The sequence below is a fragment of the Aliidongia sp. genome (genome assembly GCF_035943795.1).
Lineage (GTDB): Bacteria > Pseudomonadota > Alphaproteobacteria > ATCC43930 > CGMCC-115725 > Aliidongia.
The window spans coordinates 52,971-69,361 of record NZ_DASZBY010000093.1 but is presented as its reverse complement, the minus strand read 5'-3'; the positions used below and the strand labels follow the sequence as shown (position 1 = coordinate 69,361).

The 16,391-nt window shown below is 67.7% G+C and carries 13 protein-coding genes; 9 read left to right on the top strand and 4 right to left on the bottom strand.

Going from position 1 to position 16,391, the window contains the following annotated elements:
• Positions 1-61: 61 nt before the first annotated feature.
• From VGV37_RS17520 to VGV37_RS17510, 3 genes are all read right to left on the bottom strand, one after another.
• Complete coding sequence (locus VGV37_RS17520) at positions 62-2,062, bottom strand: adenylate/guanylate cyclase domain-containing protein (RefSeq protein ID WP_326880999.1); 2,001 nt, start codon at positions 2,060-2,062, stop codon at positions 62-64.
• Between the two features lie 148 nt (positions 2,063-2,210).
• Complete coding sequence (locus tag VGV37_RS17515) at positions 2,211-4,916, bottom strand: DUF3857 domain-containing protein (RefSeq protein ID WP_326880998.1); 2,706 nt, start codon at positions 4,914-4,916, stop codon at positions 2,211-2,213.
• A gap of 44 nt (positions 4,917-4,960) precedes the next feature.
• Positions 4,961-5,839, bottom strand: a complete 879-nt coding sequence (locus VGV37_RS17510; protein WP_326880997.1) for a tetratricopeptide repeat protein — start codon at positions 5,837-5,839, stop codon at positions 4,961-4,963.
• Here VGV37_RS17510 and VGV37_RS17505 point away from each other — a divergent pair.
• A complete protein-coding gene (locus VGV37_RS17505) occupies positions 5,826-6,146 on the top strand; it encodes a hypothetical protein (RefSeq protein WP_326880996.1) in 321 nt (106 codons plus the stop codon). The genes VGV37_RS17510 and VGV37_RS17505 overlap by 14 nt on opposite strands.
• A gap of 52 nt (positions 6,147-6,198) precedes the next feature.
• Positions 6,199-7,317, top strand: coding sequence for a c-type cytochrome (locus VGV37_RS17500; RefSeq protein ID WP_326880995.1), 1,119 nt, complete (start codon positions 6,199-6,201; stop codon positions 7,315-7,317).
• Here VGV37_RS17500 and VGV37_RS17495 read toward each other — a convergent pair.
• Entirely contained in the window at positions 7,314-7,589 is a 276-nt protein-coding gene (locus VGV37_RS17495) for a hypothetical protein (RefSeq protein ID WP_326880994.1), read from the bottom strand. The genes VGV37_RS17500 and VGV37_RS17495 overlap by 4 nt on opposite strands.
• A 253-nt stretch (positions 7,590-7,842) precedes the next feature.
• Here VGV37_RS17495 and VGV37_RS17490 point away from each other — a divergent pair, with 253 nt between their 5' ends.
• From VGV37_RS17490 to VGV37_RS17460, 7 genes are all read left to right on the top strand, one after another.
• Complete coding sequence (locus VGV37_RS17490) at positions 7,843-8,694, top strand: xanthine dehydrogenase family protein subunit M (RefSeq protein WP_326880993.1); 852 nt, start codon at positions 7,843-7,845, stop codon at positions 8,692-8,694.
• Positions 8,687-11,476: a molybdopterin-dependent oxidoreductase gene (locus tag VGV37_RS17485; RefSeq protein WP_326880992.1), complete on the top strand. Its 2,790-nt coding sequence runs from the start codon at positions 8,687-8,689 to the stop codon at positions 11,474-11,476. Before VGV37_RS17490 ends, VGV37_RS17485 begins: the two co-directional genes overlap by 8 nt.
• Positions 11,469-12,956, top strand: coding sequence for a 6-hydroxynicotinate reductase (locus VGV37_RS17480; protein ID WP_326880991.1), 1,488 nt, complete (start codon positions 11,469-11,471; stop codon positions 12,954-12,956). The genes VGV37_RS17485 and VGV37_RS17480 overlap by 8 nt, the downstream gene beginning before the upstream one ends.
• Positions 12,953-13,858: a UPF0280 family protein gene (locus VGV37_RS17475; protein WP_326880990.1), complete on the top strand. Its 906-nt coding sequence runs from the start codon at positions 12,953-12,955 to the stop codon at positions 13,856-13,858. The genes VGV37_RS17480 and VGV37_RS17475 overlap by 4 nt, the downstream gene beginning before the upstream one ends.
• Positions 13,851-14,435 (top strand): amino acid synthesis family protein, encoded by a 585-nt coding sequence (locus VGV37_RS17470; RefSeq protein WP_326880989.1) that lies wholly within the window; start codon positions 13,851-13,853, stop codon positions 14,433-14,435. The genes VGV37_RS17475 and VGV37_RS17470 overlap by 8 nt, the downstream gene beginning before the upstream one ends.
• Positions 14,432-15,016, top strand: a complete 585-nt coding sequence (locus VGV37_RS17465) for an amino acid synthesis family protein (protein WP_326880988.1) — start codon at positions 14,432-14,434, stop codon at positions 15,014-15,016. Before VGV37_RS17470 ends, VGV37_RS17465 begins: the two co-directional genes overlap by 4 nt.
• 85 nt (positions 15,017-15,101) lie before the next feature.
• The gene (locus VGV37_RS17460; RefSeq protein ID WP_326880987.1) at positions 15,102-16,301 is read left to right on the top strand and encodes an ABC transporter substrate-binding protein; all 1,200 of its coding nucleotides are present in this window, start codon (positions 15,102-15,104) and stop codon (positions 16,299-16,301) included.
• The last annotated feature ends 90 nt before the right edge of the window (positions 16,302-16,391 follow it).

The window sequence follows — 16,391 nt, the reverse complement described above, 5'->3', positions numbered from 1 at the left end:
AGGGTGCGTCAATCGTCACACCCAAAACGATTGGTCGAAATATAGTTGATCCGCGACGCCGCTACTTCTCGAGCAGCACCACTTCCTGTTCGATGACGCCCCGGCGCAGCCGTTCCAGATGGAAAGAAACCACGCCGTCATCCGGGTTCTCGACGGCCAGCGCCTCGAACAGGGCCGGCGTATCGGGCGATCCGGCCTCGAGCGCCGCGTAGGCCACGGCATAGCGCGCCGCGTAGCCGCTTTCGATGACCTGGGATTTCAACGGTTCGTAAATCTTCATCGGCAGGCTCTTGCCCTTGACGATGACGTTGGCGACCAGGCGCATCGGCACATCCGGCGCCTGCAGCGCCGTGGCCTCGCTGATCGCGATGCGGGTCCCGAAGAACTTGTTCAGGCTTTCGAGCCGGGACGAGGCATTCACATTGTCGCCCAGCGCCGTATATTCCATCCGGTCGTTCGCCCCGAAGAAGCCGACCATGGCGTCGCCGCTGTGGACGCCGATGCGGGTCTTGCCGAACGACAATCCTTTTTCCTTTTGCGCGTGGCGGAACGCCTGGGTGTGGGCATCGATCGCGAGCGCGCAGGCGACGGCGCGGGCGGCATGATCGGGCTGTTCGATCGGCGCGCTCCACAGCGCGAACACCGCGTCGCCGATGAACCGGCAGACCGTGCCCTCGGCACGCAGGATTTCGTCGCACAGGCCTTGGAGATAGTGGTTCAACAGGTCCGACAGCTGATCCGACGTGATCGATTCGGCGAGCGTGGTGAAGCCCGCGACGTCGGTGAACAGGTAGGTCATCTCGCGCCGGGTTGCGGCCACCGACAGCTTCGAGGGGTCGCGCAGCAACTCGTCGACCACCTTGTGCGACACGATGCGCGACAGGGCATTGGTCACGAAGTTGCGTTGCTGCCGCATCTCGCGGCCGATGACCAGATCGGTCAGCCAACTGGCGGCGGCGAAGACCACGGTCGGGTCGACCAGGGGAATGAACAGCTCCGTCTCGCCATAGATGACGAAGCCGCCGGCCCAGAACAGCGCGATCAGGCCCAGCCCGATGCCGGCCTGGCCCCAGGTCGGCAGGGCGAGGCGGCCGAGCGTCGTGCCGATCACCGCCATGAAGGCCAGCAGCAGGATCGCCGCGGCCTGGGGCAGCATCTTGACGCCCTTGCCGTCGAGCAACTGGGCGAGGCCGTGGGCATGGATGATGACGCCGGCCATTTCGCCGTCCAGGCCACCCTGGTTGCGGGAAAAGGGCGTCAGGTGCCGGTCGGTGATCGAGAGGTCGGCGCCGACCAGCACGATCTTGCCGGCCAGCAATGCCTCCGGCACGAATTCCACCGTGTCGGCCTCGATCTCGGTGAAGGGCGGCGACCCGTCGGCGAGCGGCTGCAGATAGCGTAGCCGCGGCTCCTCGTCCGGTGTCTGGATGCCGATCCGCCCCAGGATGGCGCGGGCGAGGCCGGGGATGTAGTGCCCGTCATGATCGAACTCGCCCGGGTAGATCGAGCGTACGACATTGTCCTTGCCGAACGGGATGTTCGCCATGCCGCGCTCTTCCGGCGGAACGAACTCCTTCAGGAATTTGAGCGGTTCCGGCTCCAGCAGGCGAGGGTCTTCGACGAAGCTCATGACGACCGGCACCGGCAAGGTGCGGAGCGTATGGCGCAGGGCCGCATCCTTGTCCGGCTCGGTCGGGCGATCGAGCAGTACGTCGACGCCGATCGCCTGGACATGTTTTGCCGCGAGCTTGTCCAGGAGGTCCGACAGGAACTGCCGGTCGACCGGCGATCGGTATTTGAAGGCGTCGAGCACGCTCTCGGTGATGGTGACCACGACGATCTCGGGATGGGGCGTGGTCGACCGCTTGAAGATGTTGCCGATGGTCAGGCGCAGGTCGCGCGACCATTCCTCGGCGGAATCGAGGCCGCGGCCGACGAATCCCACCTGGGTCGCCCCTTCGATGCCGATGACGGCGACGAGCACGATCACGCTGGCCTGCAACGGCAGCGATGTCCGGAGACCGGCGAAGAGGCGGGAAAACAAGGTGCGAAACGCGCTCATCGGGCCAACCGGTCTGGCGTGCATCTAGATCCGCAGCCTAGAGCGCTTTCCGTTCAGATGAAATCATCTGCACGGAGAGCGCTCCAGATTCATGACGTCTGAGCGATTGCGCGGTGCATCAGGTGATTGAGCACAGCGGCCCATAGGCTCAGCCGCCGGTGAGCGCCATCGCCTTGTTATAGTCGCCCCGGATGTCGTTCAGCGCCTTGGCGGCCGCCAGCCGGACGGCGCCGAGGCAGATCGGCTGCGCCACCTTGCTGGTGAATTCCCGGTGGACCGTGACGGTATGGCCGGCCAGCGACCAATGGGAGCTGTAGGTCATGAAATCGGTCTTGATGTCGGCCGGTTTCGGCAATTCGCGGGGGTGCTTGCCCGGCGGCAGTTCGAGCGAAACGTCCGATACTTCCCGGCCGCTGAAGCAGGCCGTCGGCTCGATGCCCCGCGCATCGCGGAAATTATAAAGCGGCCCCAGCAGTTCGGCGCCCGGCTGCGCGCCCAGCCCCAAGCCGAGCGGCAGCTTGAAGCTGTTGCCCGACACCAGCTCCATATGCGGCTCGGTTTCGAAATGCCCGGCAATCCGGAAGGTGTCGGCCATCGCGAAGGGCGAGGCGAAATCGAACCGGCCCTTGCCGTCGAAACCTTGGCCGCGCAGCTGGTATTTTGCCGCCTGCTCGGCGCCGATCGACTGGATGTTGACGGCCAGCTGGCGCAGCTGGATCGCGAAGGGGCCGGTGCCGGTGGTCTCGCTCTCGCCGCTCAGCTTGCCGTCCGGACCCAGCTTCGCCATCGTCCGGGTCGTGACCGTGGCGAGCCCGTCCGAGAGTGCCGGCGTGTGATGGATGGCCGGCGCGGTCGCCGTCGCGAACACGACCGGCTTGCCATATTCAGGAAAGGGCAGCACCCCGAACGGTGCCACGCCGGCCGTGGTGTCGGCATAGAGGTCGAATTCGGGCAGGTAGGTGATGGCGTGGTTGAGCGCGCCGAAGGTCGGCGGCGTCGCCAGGGTGTAGCTAGCCCCCAGATTGATCATGACGATCTGGCTGGGAATGCCCTTCGCCTTCAACAGGGTCGAGAACAGCGTGCTGTGATCCTTGCAGTCGCCATAGCCGTTGCTGAGGATCGTCTCGACATCGTGCGGCACGATCGCGCCCATGCCGAGTTCCACGCCGACGTAGCGGATGTGGCGGCTGACCCAATCATAGAGCAGTTCGGCCTGCTTGCGTCGGTCCTGCGCGCCGGCGGTGACGCTGTCGGCCAATTGCTGCACCCGGGGCGTGACCGTCACTTTCGGTTCGGCGAGCGCATCGTAGGCGCTCGCCATCTGGTCGTAGGTCTTGAAGCTTGAGGCGAAGAGCCGGGGTGCCCGATCGATCGGATCGAGCGCCAGGATGTTCTCTGACAAGGGGCTGGGGTTGGCGTAGCGCCATTCGTAGACCGTCTTGTCGCCCTCGCTGCGTTGGGCGAACTTTACGTCGTGCGTCTCGGTGACGAGCGGCATGGATTGCGGCGCCCGGATCGTCACCCGCGCATCGTTCTCGGCATAGGTCTGGTCGAACATCCAATGGAAGCTGAACAGGCCGGGCAGCAGCGAGGTCATGGTATACTTGACGCTCAGGACCAGGACGTCTCCGGCCTCGACGTCCGGAAAGACGACGATCTTCTGCTTCTGATCGTCGAACATCGGCGCGGTCGGGCTGCCGGGTACGAGCTGGCTGTAGATCGCGGCACTGTCGACGGGCAGCTTCCGGCCGTCGCTTTTCAAGGTATAGGCTTCGATGACATCGACCGTGTCGAGCGCGCTGTTGAAATAGAGCGGCACCTGGCTGGCACCCTTGACCGCCGCCTCGTTTCTGACCATCACCTCGCGCCGCATCGTCGCCGTCCAATTGCCGCTGGGCTGGACGTCGATGTCGTAGTTCATCAGGCGCTCGACCACCGGCGGATCGACCCGCGGGCCGGCGGCGGCCTGTAGCGTCCCGGTCGTCGGTGAGTTGAATTGCCTGGGTGGGGCCGTCGTCGGCCCGGCGGCGATGGCCACGGCATCGAGATCGACGCCAGGCTTCCAGGATGCCGCGATCTGCGTGCCTTGCTGGACTTCCGCGGGCAACAGCAGCAAGGCCAGATCGTCCCGCGCGCGGGACGCGAGCGCGCTGTCGGCCGGCGTGAAGGCCATCGCGTTCGTCGCCGCCACGCTGAACCACGCGAAAGCCAAGATCCGATTCACCGCAACCCCCTTGCCGTCGAGATACGCCTGGCCGATCGCCTGCTGCGCCCGGGTATGATGGTGATCCGCCGCCTTGCGGTACCAACGAAGTGCCGCCTGATCATCCTTGGCGGTGCCCCAGCCTTCCGCAAAGGCGGTACCGAGCGCGATTTCACCCTCGGCGTTGCCTTGGGTCGCCGCTTTCTGGGCCAGTGCGAAGGCGCGTGCGGGATCCGCCGGCACCAGCGAGCCGCGGCCATAGGCGAAGGCGAGATTGGCCTCGGCCTCGGCATAATTCTGCGCCGCCGCCTTCTCGTACCATTCGATGGCGGTCGTCGGGCTCTTCTCGACACCGTTTCCGGAAAGATAGAGCGCCGCGAGCGTCGTCTCCGCACCGGCATCGCCGGTGTCCGCCAATTGGCGGATCAGCGCCGCGCCGGTCGCCGGCGAGCGCGCCACCCCTTTGCCCGACATCAACCGGAAGGCCAACTCCGCTTCGGCACGGTGCGGCCCATAGGTGGCGAGAGTCGTGAGATCGGATGGCGAGACCGGCGCCTGACCATTGGGCGTCCCTGGGGCGCATCCGGCCGCCGTCAGCAGCACGGCCGTGGAGCAAGCCAGGGCGGGACGAAGGCGGCTGTGGCCCACCATCGATGTCTCCGTATGAAAAGAGCGTGGGATGCGCAAGACGGCCATCAGCGCGTCAGGCGCGCGAGTTCGGCCTCGGCGGCGGGATATTCGACATATTCCAGGACGTGGGTCGCGAGTGCCGCCCGGAATGCCGCAATCGCCTGATCTTTCCGACCCTGCAGTCGGTGCAACTCGCCCGTGAAGAAGGCCAGTTCGCAGGCGGCGCCGGCCTGCCGGTCGGCCGCGGACCACCCGGCAGGCTCCGGGGGAGCTGGCTGAACCTGCTCGGGCTTGATGTCGCCCAGCAGGACACGAACCAGCGGACCAGGCCATCTGGTCATCGGCAGCTGAGGCATCCTGCCACGCAGGTTGCCGGCGCCGTCCTGTCCCGACTCGGTTTCCGCCAGATACAGCCACAACGCGTCATAGAGATCGTCGGGCGCCAGCTCGCTGGCCTTGCGAAAATCGCTCACCGCCCCGATCGCATCGCCCTTCAGGAACAGGGATCGTCCGCGGCCGGCATAGGCCGTGGCGGCGCGCTCGTTGCGAGCGATCGCCTGGTCGAAGTCCTGGATCGCCAGGTCCGGACGATGCGCTGCGGCTTGGGCCGTCCCGCGTTCCTCATAGAACTCGTCGACCGCATCGTTGGGCGACGCGATGGTGATCGCCTTGGTATAATCCGCGATGGCGGCGTCCTGGCGCCCGAGGTTGCTGGCGGCGTTGCCGCGCCACAGATAGGCCTGGGCCAGGGCGGGCCGTTGGGCCACCACCTGGTTCCAGTCCTGGAGGGCCGAGCCATATTCCCGGCGCGCCTGCAGCAGCTCCGCCCGCGCCCAGGACGCCGGCCATAGCGTCGGGTCCCGCTGCAGCGCGTCGGTGAAGCTCAGCAGTGCCGCGTCGGGGTCATGCAGATCCTCCCGGGAAAATCCGATGGAATACAGCACGACCGCCGCCAATTGGGGGCGCGACCCCAAACTCCGCAGCAGGACCTCGCAGGCGGCGATCCTGGCCTGGGGCTGCACGCTGCTTTGGCAGACGTTGGCCACGGAGATCGCCGGGCCGGCGACGGGACCATCGGCCGCCCTGGCGGTGGAAACCAGCAAGCTGGTCGTCATAGCGACCGCTGCAAACAATGTCAGGCGCATCATTCCCCGCGAAAACCTCGCCTCGACCATATACGGAATTCCCGTCAAACGGGAAGCAGAGACCGGTGGTGATCGAGCGGTTCCGGCACCAGTCCGAGCGGCGTGAGGGATCTGGGCGCGCATGGTATGATCGGCGCGGTCAGGCGGGGAGGGCCTTCGTGAAACTGTCGTTCATGGCCATGATCTATGGCGCGGTCGGTGTCGCGGCCGTCTGCCTTACCGGTCGTTCGCCGGGCGGCGGCCCGGTACCGGTTGCCGCACCCGCGAAGCCGCCGGTTGCCGCCCCGCCGGGAGTGCCCGCCGTCCCACCTGTTCTGGCGAGGAGCGACCCTGCGAAGCCCGCACATCCCAGCGCCCCGCCGGCCTGGACGGTGCCAGACATCGACAAGTTGCCGAACGATGCCTGGGGCAAGCTGGTGCGGCTCGGCCGTGAGCTGACCATCGCGACCTATGCCCATATCGGGCCGGAGGTCGCCGACCCTGCCATGCGTTATGCCGGCAACAACCTGTCCTGCCAGAATTGCCATCTCGAAGGCGGCGCCAAGCAGTTCGGCCTGCCGTTCGTCGGCGTGTTCGCCGATTTCCCGCAATATCGCGGACGCGAAGGCAAGGTCGGCTCGCTGGAAGACCGGATCAACGGCTGCATGGAGCGCAGCATGAACGGCCGCGCGCTGCCGCTCGATTCGACCGAGATGGCGGCTTTCGTCGCCTATATCAAATTCCTGTCGACCGGCGTCGCGATCGGCGCGCAAACCGCCGGACGCGGATCGGGCGACATGCCGAAGCTGGTGCGCGCCGCCGATCCGGACCATGGCAAGGCGCTGTTCGGCCAGAATTGCGCCAGCTGCCACGGGCTGGACGGCCAGGGCAAGCGCCACGGCCCCCCGGGGGATGCGGGCGGGTACGAGTTTCCGCCGGTGTGGGGGCGGGACAGCTTCAACGACGGCGCCGGCATGAACCGGCTGGTCAGTGCCGCCAACTTCGTCCGCAGCAACATGCCGAACGGCTCGACCTGGCTGGCGCCGGCGCTGAGTGCGGAGGACGCCTGGGATGTCGTCGCCTATTTCCAAAGTCAGCCGCGCCCGGCGCGCGCCCATCTCGACCAGGATTTCCCGGTGCGACTGCAGAAACCCGTCGATGCGGGCTACGGTCCCTATGTCGACGGGTTCGACCGCACGCAGCATCAACTGGGGCCGTTCGGGCCGATCGAGCAGCGGATCAAGGAGTTGAAGAGCGAGAAATCCGCCGCAGCCGGTTCGACCCCCGTCGCTCGCTAGACCGGCGCGATGGTGAACAGCACCTGGAGCGCGAACAGGATCAGGAAGATCACGATCAGCATCTGCAGCGCGCCGCCGAACAGGCGGAGCGCACCGACGAAGAAGGCGATGGCGGCCAGGATCAGGATGGCGGTCGCGACCTGGCCGCCGATGCCCAGGCTGACCAGCAGGTGGCGCAGCCACAGTTCGATCGCGGCGAACACGGCGAAGACGAAATGGATGATCACCAGGATCAGGTGCAGGACGCTATTGGCCGCGTGATTGAGGTTCATCGTCCGTCCGTCTCGTTGATATCGGCGAGAGGCTAACGCCCGTGCCGCCGCTTCGTCGCAGCCGTCGGCGGAAAAAGCGCGCTGCCACTCGCCTTTTCGTCTCTATCATAAGGCGGACGACGGCGCATGGCTGGTCCGATCTGCGCGCTTGACAGCATCGCGCGCTCACGTGCAACATCATTTGTATACCAATGAATGATCCGGATGTTGGATCGCGGGCTTCGGCGGGTTTCGAGGCGGTTTCATCGGAGGCATGCGGGTGTACATCCGACCGACGAGCATCGATGAGGCAATCGGCGTCCTGGCCGGTCAGGGCGGCCGCATCCTCGCGGGTGGCACCGACTTCTTTCCGAGCCAGGGCGACCGGGCGGTGGTCGGGACGGTGCTCGATATCTCGGCGATCGACGGGCTGAAGGGCATCCGGATCGAGCCGGACTGGATCCAGATCGGTGCCCGGACGACCTGGAGCGAGTTGATCGCGGCACCGCTCCCGTCCGCGTTCGATGCGCTGAAGGCTGCCGCGCGCGAGGTCGGCGGGTGGCAGATCCAGAATCTGGGCACGATCGCCGGCAATCTTTGCAATGCCTCGCCCGCTGCGGACGGCGTGCCGCCGCTCCTGGCACTCGACGCGTCGGTCGAGCTGGCCGGGCCGAACGGTCGGCGCATCCTGCCGCTCGACCAATTCATCCTGGGTCCGCGTCGGACTGCGCTCGCCGCCGACGAGATGGTGGTGTCGATCCTGGTGCCGCATCCGGCCCCGACGGCCCGGTCCCATTTCGTGAAGCTGGGTGCGCGACGCTATCTGGTCATCTCGATCGTCATGGTCGCGGCCGAACTGACGCTCGACGATCGGGGGCGTGTCGATCGGGCACGTATCGCGGTCGGGTCCTGCTCCGCCGTCGCCTGCCGCCTGCCGGCGCTGGAGCGCGCATTGGTCGGCGTTGCTGCCGACTTGGGCCTCGCCGACTTGGTGCAGGCCGACCATCTCGCCCCCCTGCGGCCGATCGACGATGTCCGCGCGACCGCCCTTTATCGTCGCGATGCGGCGCTGACCCTGGTCGGCCGCGCGCTCGACGCCTGCCGGACGGAGACTGCCCGTGCCTGATTCAGCGACCCGGCTCTCGTTCAAGCTCAACGGCCAATCCGTAGAGGTCGGCTCCGCGCCGATCACGCGCCTGTCCAACGTGCTGCGCGACGAATTGGGGCTGACCGGCACCAAGATCGGCTGCGATGCCGGCGACTGCGGTGCCTGCACGGTGCTGGTCGACGGCGCGCCGGCCTGTGCCTGCCTGATCGCGGTCGGCCAGGTGCGTGGCCGGGTCGTGACCAGCATCGAAGGGTTGCCGGATGCGAGCCCGTCGGCGGCTGCGCTGCAGCGGGCTTTCCTGAAGCATGGCGCCGCCCAGTGCGGGATCTGCACGCCCGGCATGCTGGGTACGGCTGCGGCCCTGCTCGATCGCACGCCCGCGCCGAGCGAGACCCAGGTGATGGATGCGCTTGGCGGTGTGCTGTGCCGATGCACCGGCTATCGCAAGATCGTCGATGCGATCCTCGAGGTCGGCGGCGGTCCGGGCTGCGACGTGGCCGCATCGCCGGCGGCGGGCCAGGCCGTCGGCGCGCGCATCGAGCGGCTCGATGGCCAGCGCAAGGTCGACGGCAGCGAGATCTTCGGCGCCGACGAGGTGCCGGCCGATACGGTCGCTGTCCGGGCGATCCGTTCGCCGCACCATCGTGCGCGCTTCCGCTTCGGTGACCTCGAGGAATTCGTCCGCCGCCATCCAGGCGTGCTGCGCGTCTTTACGGCCGCCGACATCCCGGGCGCCAATTGCTTCGGCGTCATCGGCCCGTTCGCCGACCAGCCGGTGTTCGCGGTCGGCGAGACGCGGTTCCGCGGCGAGGCGGTCGCTCTGGTCGCCGGCGAGCCGTCGGTGCTGACCGCACTCGACCTCGCGGATTTTCCGGTGCTGTGGGACGAGCTCTCGCCGCTGGTGACCATGGACGAGGCGCTGGCCGAGGCCGCACCGCGGCTGCATGACGGCAGGCCCGGCAACATCCTGACGCGCGGCCGGGTCGCGCGCGGCGATATCGATGCCGGCTTCGTCCAGGCGGCGGTCGTGGTCGAGGGCGAATTCGAAACCGGTTTCGTCGAACACGCCTATATCGAGCCCGAGGCCGGCTTCGCCCGCCGGGTCGGCGACCGCCTTGAGATCCAGGCCTGCACCCAGGCGCCCTATATGGACCGGGACGACATCGCGCGCATCATGGGCCTGGCCGTCGAGGCAGTGCGCATCATCCCTACCGCCGTAGGCGGCGGCTTCGGTTCCAAGCTCGATCTGTCGATCCAGCCGTTCGTGGCGATCGCGGCCTGGCACCTGGGCCGGCCGGCCCGCATGGTCTATTCGCGCAGCGAATCGATCATGACCACGACCAAGCGCCATCCGGCCCAGATGAAGGTGCGGATCGGTGCCGGGCGCGACGGTCGCCTGACCGCCATGGAGTTCGCCGGCGATTTCAACACCGGCGCCTATGCCTCCTGGGGGCCGACCGTGGCGAACCGGGTGCCGGTCCATGCGTCCGGCCCGTATTATTTCCCAAGCTATCGGGCGGAGACCCGGGCGGTGCATACCCATCTGGTGCCGGCTGGGGCCTTCCGTGGTTTCGGCGTGCCCCAGGCAGCCATCGCGCAGGAGCAATTGTTCGACGAGTTGGCCGATCGGCTCGGCATCGATCGGCTGGACTTCCGGGTGCAGAATGCGCTCAAGGTCGGCGTGCCGACGGTGACCGGTCAGGTGTTCGATGCCGGCGTCGGCATCCGTGCCTGTTTCGAGGCGCTGCGGCCGCGACGGGACGATGCCCGCGCCGAGGTCCAGGCGTTCAATGCGCGCCAGACCGGGTCGCTTCGGCGCGGCATCGGTTTCGCCGGCATGTGGTACGGCTGCGGCAATACCTCGTTGCCGAACCCGTCGACCATCCGCGTGGGCCTGCGCGCCGACGGACGGATCACGCTGCATCAGGGGGCGGTCGACATCGGCCAGGGGTCCAATACGGTCATCACCCAGATCTGCGCCGACGCGCTGGGCGCGCCGCTCGCCTTGTTCGATCTCGTGTCGGGCGACACCGACCTCTCGCCCGACTGCGGCAAGACCTCGGCTTCGCGCCAGACCTTCGTCAGCGGCAAGGCGGCGTTCCTGGCCGGTCAGGCGCTGCGGCGTGCCATCCTGCGCGAGGCCAACGCCGGCGAAGATGCGACGCTGACCTTTGCCGACGGCGGCGTCCTGGTCTCCGAGCAGGGCCATCGCCGTGCGCTGCCGCTGCACGATCTCATCCCGGACGACCGCGGCTATGTGCTGGCCGCCGAGGAAACCTTCGATCCGCCGACCAGCCCGCTCGACGCCGATGGCCAGGGCGAGCCTTACGCCGTCTTCGGCTATGGCGCCCATCTGGCCGAGATCGAGGTCGATACGGCGCTGGGCACGGTCAAGGTGTTGCGCCTGACCGCCGCCCACGACGTCGGCCGCGCCATCAACCCGACCCTGCTGGAGGGTCAGATCGAGGGCGGTGCCGCCCAGGGGCTGGGCTTGGCGCTGATGGAGGAATTCTTCCCCGGGCGGGGCGAAAATTTGCACGATTACCTGATCCCGACGGTCGGCGACATGCCGCCGGTCACCTCAATTTTGATCGAGGATGCGGCGCCGATCGGTCCTTTCGGCGCCAAGGGCATCGGCGAACAGGCGCTGATCCCGACCGCACCGGCCATCCTCAACGCCATCTATGACGCGACCGGCGCCCGCATCCGCCGCGCGCCTGCGACTCCGGACCGGGTGCGGGCGGCGATCCGCGCGCTCGAGACCGCCGCGCCTGAGACCGAGGACACGACAAATGCCTGATACCGCGCCGATCCGCGACGGCGACAAGATCCGCTGCGACGCTTGCCCGGTCATGTGCTTCATCAAACCGGGGGCCACCGGCGCCTGCGACCGCTACATGAACGACGGCGGCGATCTGGTGCGCATCGATCCGCACGTGATCCTCGATCGCGCGGTCGATCGTGGCGAGCCGGTCGTGCAGTTCCTGGAGCGGGCCGAGGATTGGGACGGCGACCTGGTCAAGCCCGGCGGCCGCTTCGTGACCGCGATCGGCGCCGGCACGACCTATCCGGACTATAAGCCGGCGCCGTTCATCGTCTCGTCCCAGATCGACGGGGTCGACATGGTCACGGTCGTGACCGAGGGCATCTTCAGCTATTGCGGCGTCAAGGTGAAGATCGACACCGACCGGCACCTGGGGCCGGAGCGTTCGCCGGTCCGCGCCAAGGGCGAGATGATCGGCCATGTCACGACCGGCGAGTACGGCTCGCAGATGCTGTCGCTGGGCGGCGTCAACCATCTGACCGGCGGCGGCAAGAAGCAGGGGCGAATGACCTGCGACGCGATCCTGGACCTGTGCAACGGCAAGGCGGTCGAGCTGACCGTCGACGACGGGGCCACGGTGCTGGTCCAGGCCGGCAAGCCGCCCGTGGTCAACGGCGTCCTGGAAGAGCGCATGCGCGTCGGCTGCGGTTCGGCCACCATCGGCATGTTCGCCCAACAATGGTTCGGCAAGGTCGACGAGGTCGTGGTCATTGACGACCACATCACCGGCGTGCTGTCGGAGCACCAGGCCGGCAAGGTGCTGGGCGTCAAGGAGACCGGCCTCAAGATGACTGGGCGGCGTTCGACCCCCGGCCGCTATTTCGAGGTGGCCCATCCCGGTACCGGCTGGGGCGGCACGGCGATCGTCGATCCGCTGTCGATCCTCGGACCGTTCGATCCGAAGGTCGCGTGGCCCGGCCTCAGCATGCTGATGATCAGCACGACCGGCGAGCAGCATGCCTATTACGAGCTGGATGCCGAGTTGAAGCCGGTCGCCCGCGACCTGCCGGCGGCGCTGGCGGAATCGGTCGAGCGGGTGAAGGAGAATTGCGAGCCCGCCTTGTCGACCGTGCTGTTCATGGGCGGGGCCGGCGGCTCGCTCCGGGCCGGGGTCACGGAGAACCCGGTGCGGCTCACCCGGTCGGTCAAGGACGCGCTGACCTATGTCACCTGCGGCGGCGCGCCGGTCTATGTCTGGCCGGGCGGCGGCATCACCTTCATGGTCGACGTGACGCGCGTGCCCAGCAATGCCTTCGGCTATGTGCCGACCCCGGCCCTGGTAGCGCCGATCGAATTCACCATGCGGCTGGAGGATTACGCGGCGCTGGGCGGCCATCTCAGCCACCTGCGTCCGCTTGCCCAGGTGCTGGCCGGCGAGGGCGGCCGCAAGCTGCCGCAACTTCAGGGCAATCCCTGGCCGCTGGCGCCGTCCGACAGCAAGCGGTCGCACGGATGAGGGAACCGCCGCTCATCCGCCTGCTGCCCGACGGGCGGCGCGTCCATCTCCATGACGGGCCGATCGACCTGATCCTGGAGGCTTGGGGGCAGCCGGCCGCCGTGCGCGCGGCCCATCGGGCGGCGGCGGCGCGGATGAATGGCCTGCTCGACGAATTGTGCGAAGAGCTGGCGATCCTGCGCGCGCCGGTCGGGCCGCTGTCGCCCGTTCCCATCGGGCTGGTGGCGACCCGGATGCGGGCGGCCGTGCTGCCTTACGCCGCCGACGGCTTCATCACGCCGATGGCCGCCGTGGCCGGCGCTGTGGCCGAGGCGGTGCTGGCGGCGATGGTCGCGGCGGCGCCGCTCGACCGGGCCTATGTCAACAACGGCGGGGACATCGCCCTGCATTTGGCCGCCGGCGAAAGCTTCACGACCGGCCTGATCGATCGGCCCGACCGACCGTCGCTGATCGGCCAGGCGCTGATCCGGGCCGAGGATGGGGTGCGCGGCATCGCGACCAGCGGGTGGCATGGCCGGTCCTTCTCGCTCGGCATCGCCGATGCGGTCACGATCCTGGCACGGGAGGCGGCCGATGCCGATGCGGCGGCGACCATCGTCGCGAATGCGGTCGACCTGGATCATCCGGGCATCGTCCGCGTGCCGGCCGACAGCCTCGATCCGAACAGCGATCTGGGCGCGCGCCTCGTCACGCGCGATGTCCCCGCGCTAACAGCCGCGGAACAAGACCGGGCGCTCGAAAGCGGCCTCCTGCGCGCCGCCGGCCTGATTGCCGCAGGCCGCATCGTCGCGGCATCCTTGCATCTGCAGGGCGTCACGCGGACGATCGGTGCGTTTGCTGCATCGCCCTTGGCGATGATTCGTCAAGAAACGGAACCGGTTCGGAGGATGTCCCATGCCTGAAGTCGTGCTGCGCAAGCGGGCGCTGATCATCGAAGAGATCTTCCACGAAGGCGGCCCGCCGGCGGCCGTGCCGCTGCGCCGTGGCGCCGCGATGGCGGTGATCAAGAATCCCTTCGCCGGCCGCTACGTCGAAGAGATCGCCCATTTCATGAAGGATCTGGAGCCGCTGGGGCTCGAGATGGCGCGGCATCTGCTGGCGGCGCTCGGTGGCGACGCCAAGGCGATCCAGGGCTATGGCAAGGGCGCCATCGTCGGGTCCGCCGGCGAGATCGAGCATGGCGCGCTGTGGCATGCCCCCGGCGGCTACGCCATGCGCGAGGTGCTGGGTGGCGCCAAGGCGATCGTGCCTTCGACCAAGAAGGTCGGTGCCCCGGGCACCCGGCTCGACGTGCCGGTGACCCATATCGACGCGTCCTATGTGCGCAGCCATTTCGACGCCATGGAAGTCGGCATCACCGACGCGCCCCGGGCCGACGAGTTGCTGTTCGTGCTGGTCATGACGACGGGTGCGCGCGTCCATAATCGCGCCGGCGGCCTGGCCGCGGCCGACATCAAGGCAGGGGACGGCCTGCGATGAAGGCGAAGATCCGCAAGCTCGTCACCTTTGTCGAAGAGACCCGGCTGGAAATGGGCCGGCCGGTCGAGCCGGCGACCCGCCGTGCCGCCGCGGTCGCGGTGATCGAGAACCCGTTCGCCGGCCAATATGTCGAGGACCTGACCCTGCTGATCGAGATCGGCGAGGAACTGGGCCGGCTGCTGACCGAGCGCGCGGTCACGGCTCTCGGGATTCCCGGCGACCGGGCCGAAAGCTACGGCAAGGCCGCGGCGGTGGGCGAGGATGGCGAGCTGGAACATGCCGCCGCCATTCTGCATCCGAAGCTCGGCGGCCCGGTCCGCCAGGTGCTGGGCAAGGGAGCGGCCCTCATCCCGTCGTCCAAGAAGCGCGGCGGGCCGGGCGTGGTGCTCGACATCCCCTTGGGCCACAAGGATGCGGCGTTCGTGCGCAGCCATTTCGACGGCATGGAAGTGCGCATCGCCGATGCGCCGCGCGCCCGCGAGATCGTCGTCGCGGTCGCCGTCACCGACAGCGGCCGCCCCTTGCCGCGCGTCGGGGGCCTGACCAAGGACCAGATCAAGGGTGAGGACGGGTTGCGGTAAATCGACCATCATCCCCGCGCAGGCGGGATTGACGATATAATAATGATCGACGGCAGGGACTTGAGGCGAGAGGGGATCGGGGCACATGGTCAACAAGCAGGTTTGGGCCGGGGCGTTCGCGCTCGCGGCCGTCGGCGCATCCTTCACGGCGCGGGCCCAGGACATCACGGTCGGCGAGATCAATTCCTATTCGGCGCTGCCATCCTTCACCGAACCCTATCGCAAGGGCTGGCAGCTGGCGCTCGACGAGGTCAATGCGTCCGGCGGCGTCTTGGGCAAGAAGCTCGCGATCGTGTCGCGCGACGACGGCGGCAAGCCGGGCGACGCGGTGACGGCGGCGAACGAGCTGATATCGAACGACCATGCGGTGCTGCTGTTCGGCACCTTCTTCTCGAACATCGGCCTCGCCGTCTCCGACTTTGCCAAGCAGAAGAAGGTGTTCTTCCTGGGCGCCGAGCCGCTGACCGATGCCTTCACCGGGAGCCAAGGCAACCACTACACGTTCCGCCTGCGTCCCTCGAACTACATGCAGGCGGCGATGCTGGCGGAAGAGGCGGCGAAGCTGCCGGCCAAGCGCTGGGCGACCGTGGCGCCCAACTATGAATATGGCCAGTCGGCCGTGACCGTGTTCAAGCAGCTGCTGTCGGCCAAGCGCCCGGACATCCAGTGGGTCGGCGAGCAATGGCCGACCCAGGGCAAGATCGACGCCGGTGCCGTGACCCAGGCGCTCGCCGCCGACAATGCCGAGGCGATCCTGAACGTCGAGTTCGGCCCCGACCTGGTCAAGTTTGTGCGCGAGGGCAATACGCGTGGCCTGTTCAAGGGCAAGTCGGTCGTCAGCTTCCTGACCGGCGAGCCGGAATACCTCGACCCGCTCAAGGACGAGGCGCCGGAAGGCTGGATCGTCACCGGCTATCCCTGGTATGGCATCCATACGCCGGAGCACGATGCATTCCTGAAGGCCTACCAGGCGAAATACAACGAGTCGCCGCGCCTGGGCTCGGTCGTGGGCTATAGCTCGGTGAAGTCGATCGCGGCATTCCTCGCCAAGGCCGGCTCGACCGACACGGAAAAGCTGGTGAGCGCCGCCGAAGGCCTGGGCGTCACCACGCCGCTGGGGCCGATCACCTTCCGCAAGATCGACCATCAATCGACGCTCGGCGCCTTCGTCGGCAAGACCGCGGTCGTCGACGGCAAGCCGGTCATGGTCGATTTCGTCTATCGCGACGGCGCCAAGTACCTGCCGAGCGACGCGGAAGTCGAGAGGCTGCGTCCGAAGGATTAAGCAACCGCCGTCATTCCCGCGTGGGCGAGAATCCAGCAAGAACCCCGTTTGCGGCGACGAGACTCTTTTCCGCGCTGCCGCGCGTAAGGG

Coding starts and splice junctions, on each gene's coding strand:
- VGV37_RS17480 (WP_326880991.1), top strand. CDS start 11,469: ATGCCTGATACCGCGCCGATCCGCGACGGCGACAAGATCCGCTGCGAC.
- VGV37_RS17460 (WP_326880987.1), top strand. CDS start 15,102: ATGGTCAACAAGCAGGTTTGGGCCGGGGCGTTCGCGCTCGCGGCCGTC.
- VGV37_RS17465 (WP_326880988.1), top strand. CDS start 14,432: ATGAAGGCGAAGATCCGCAAGCTCGTCACCTTTGTCGAAGAGACCCGG.
- VGV37_RS17475 (WP_326880990.1), top strand. CDS start 12,953: ATGAGGGAACCGCCGCTCATCCGCCTGCTGCCCGACGGGCGGCGCGTC.
- VGV37_RS17515 (WP_326880998.1), bottom strand. CDS start 4,916: ATGGTGGGCCACAGCCGCCTTCGTCCCGCCCTGGCTTGCTCCACGGCC.
- VGV37_RS17495 (WP_326880994.1), bottom strand. CDS start 7,589: ATGAACCTCAATCACGCGGCCAATAGCGTCCTGCACCTGATCCTGGTG.
- VGV37_RS17470 (WP_326880989.1), top strand. CDS start 13,851: ATGCCTGAAGTCGTGCTGCGCAAGCGGGCGCTGATCATCGAAGAGATC.
- VGV37_RS17490 (WP_326880993.1), top strand. CDS start 7,843: ATGCGGGTGTACATCCGACCGACGAGCATCGATGAGGCAATCGGCGTC.
- VGV37_RS17520 (WP_326880999.1), bottom strand. CDS start 2,062: ATGAGCGCGTTTCGCACCTTGTTTTCCCGCCTCTTCGCCGGTCTCCGG.
- VGV37_RS17505 (WP_326880996.1), top strand. CDS start 5,826: ATGGAATACAGCACGACCGCCGCCAATTGGGGGCGCGACCCCAAACTC.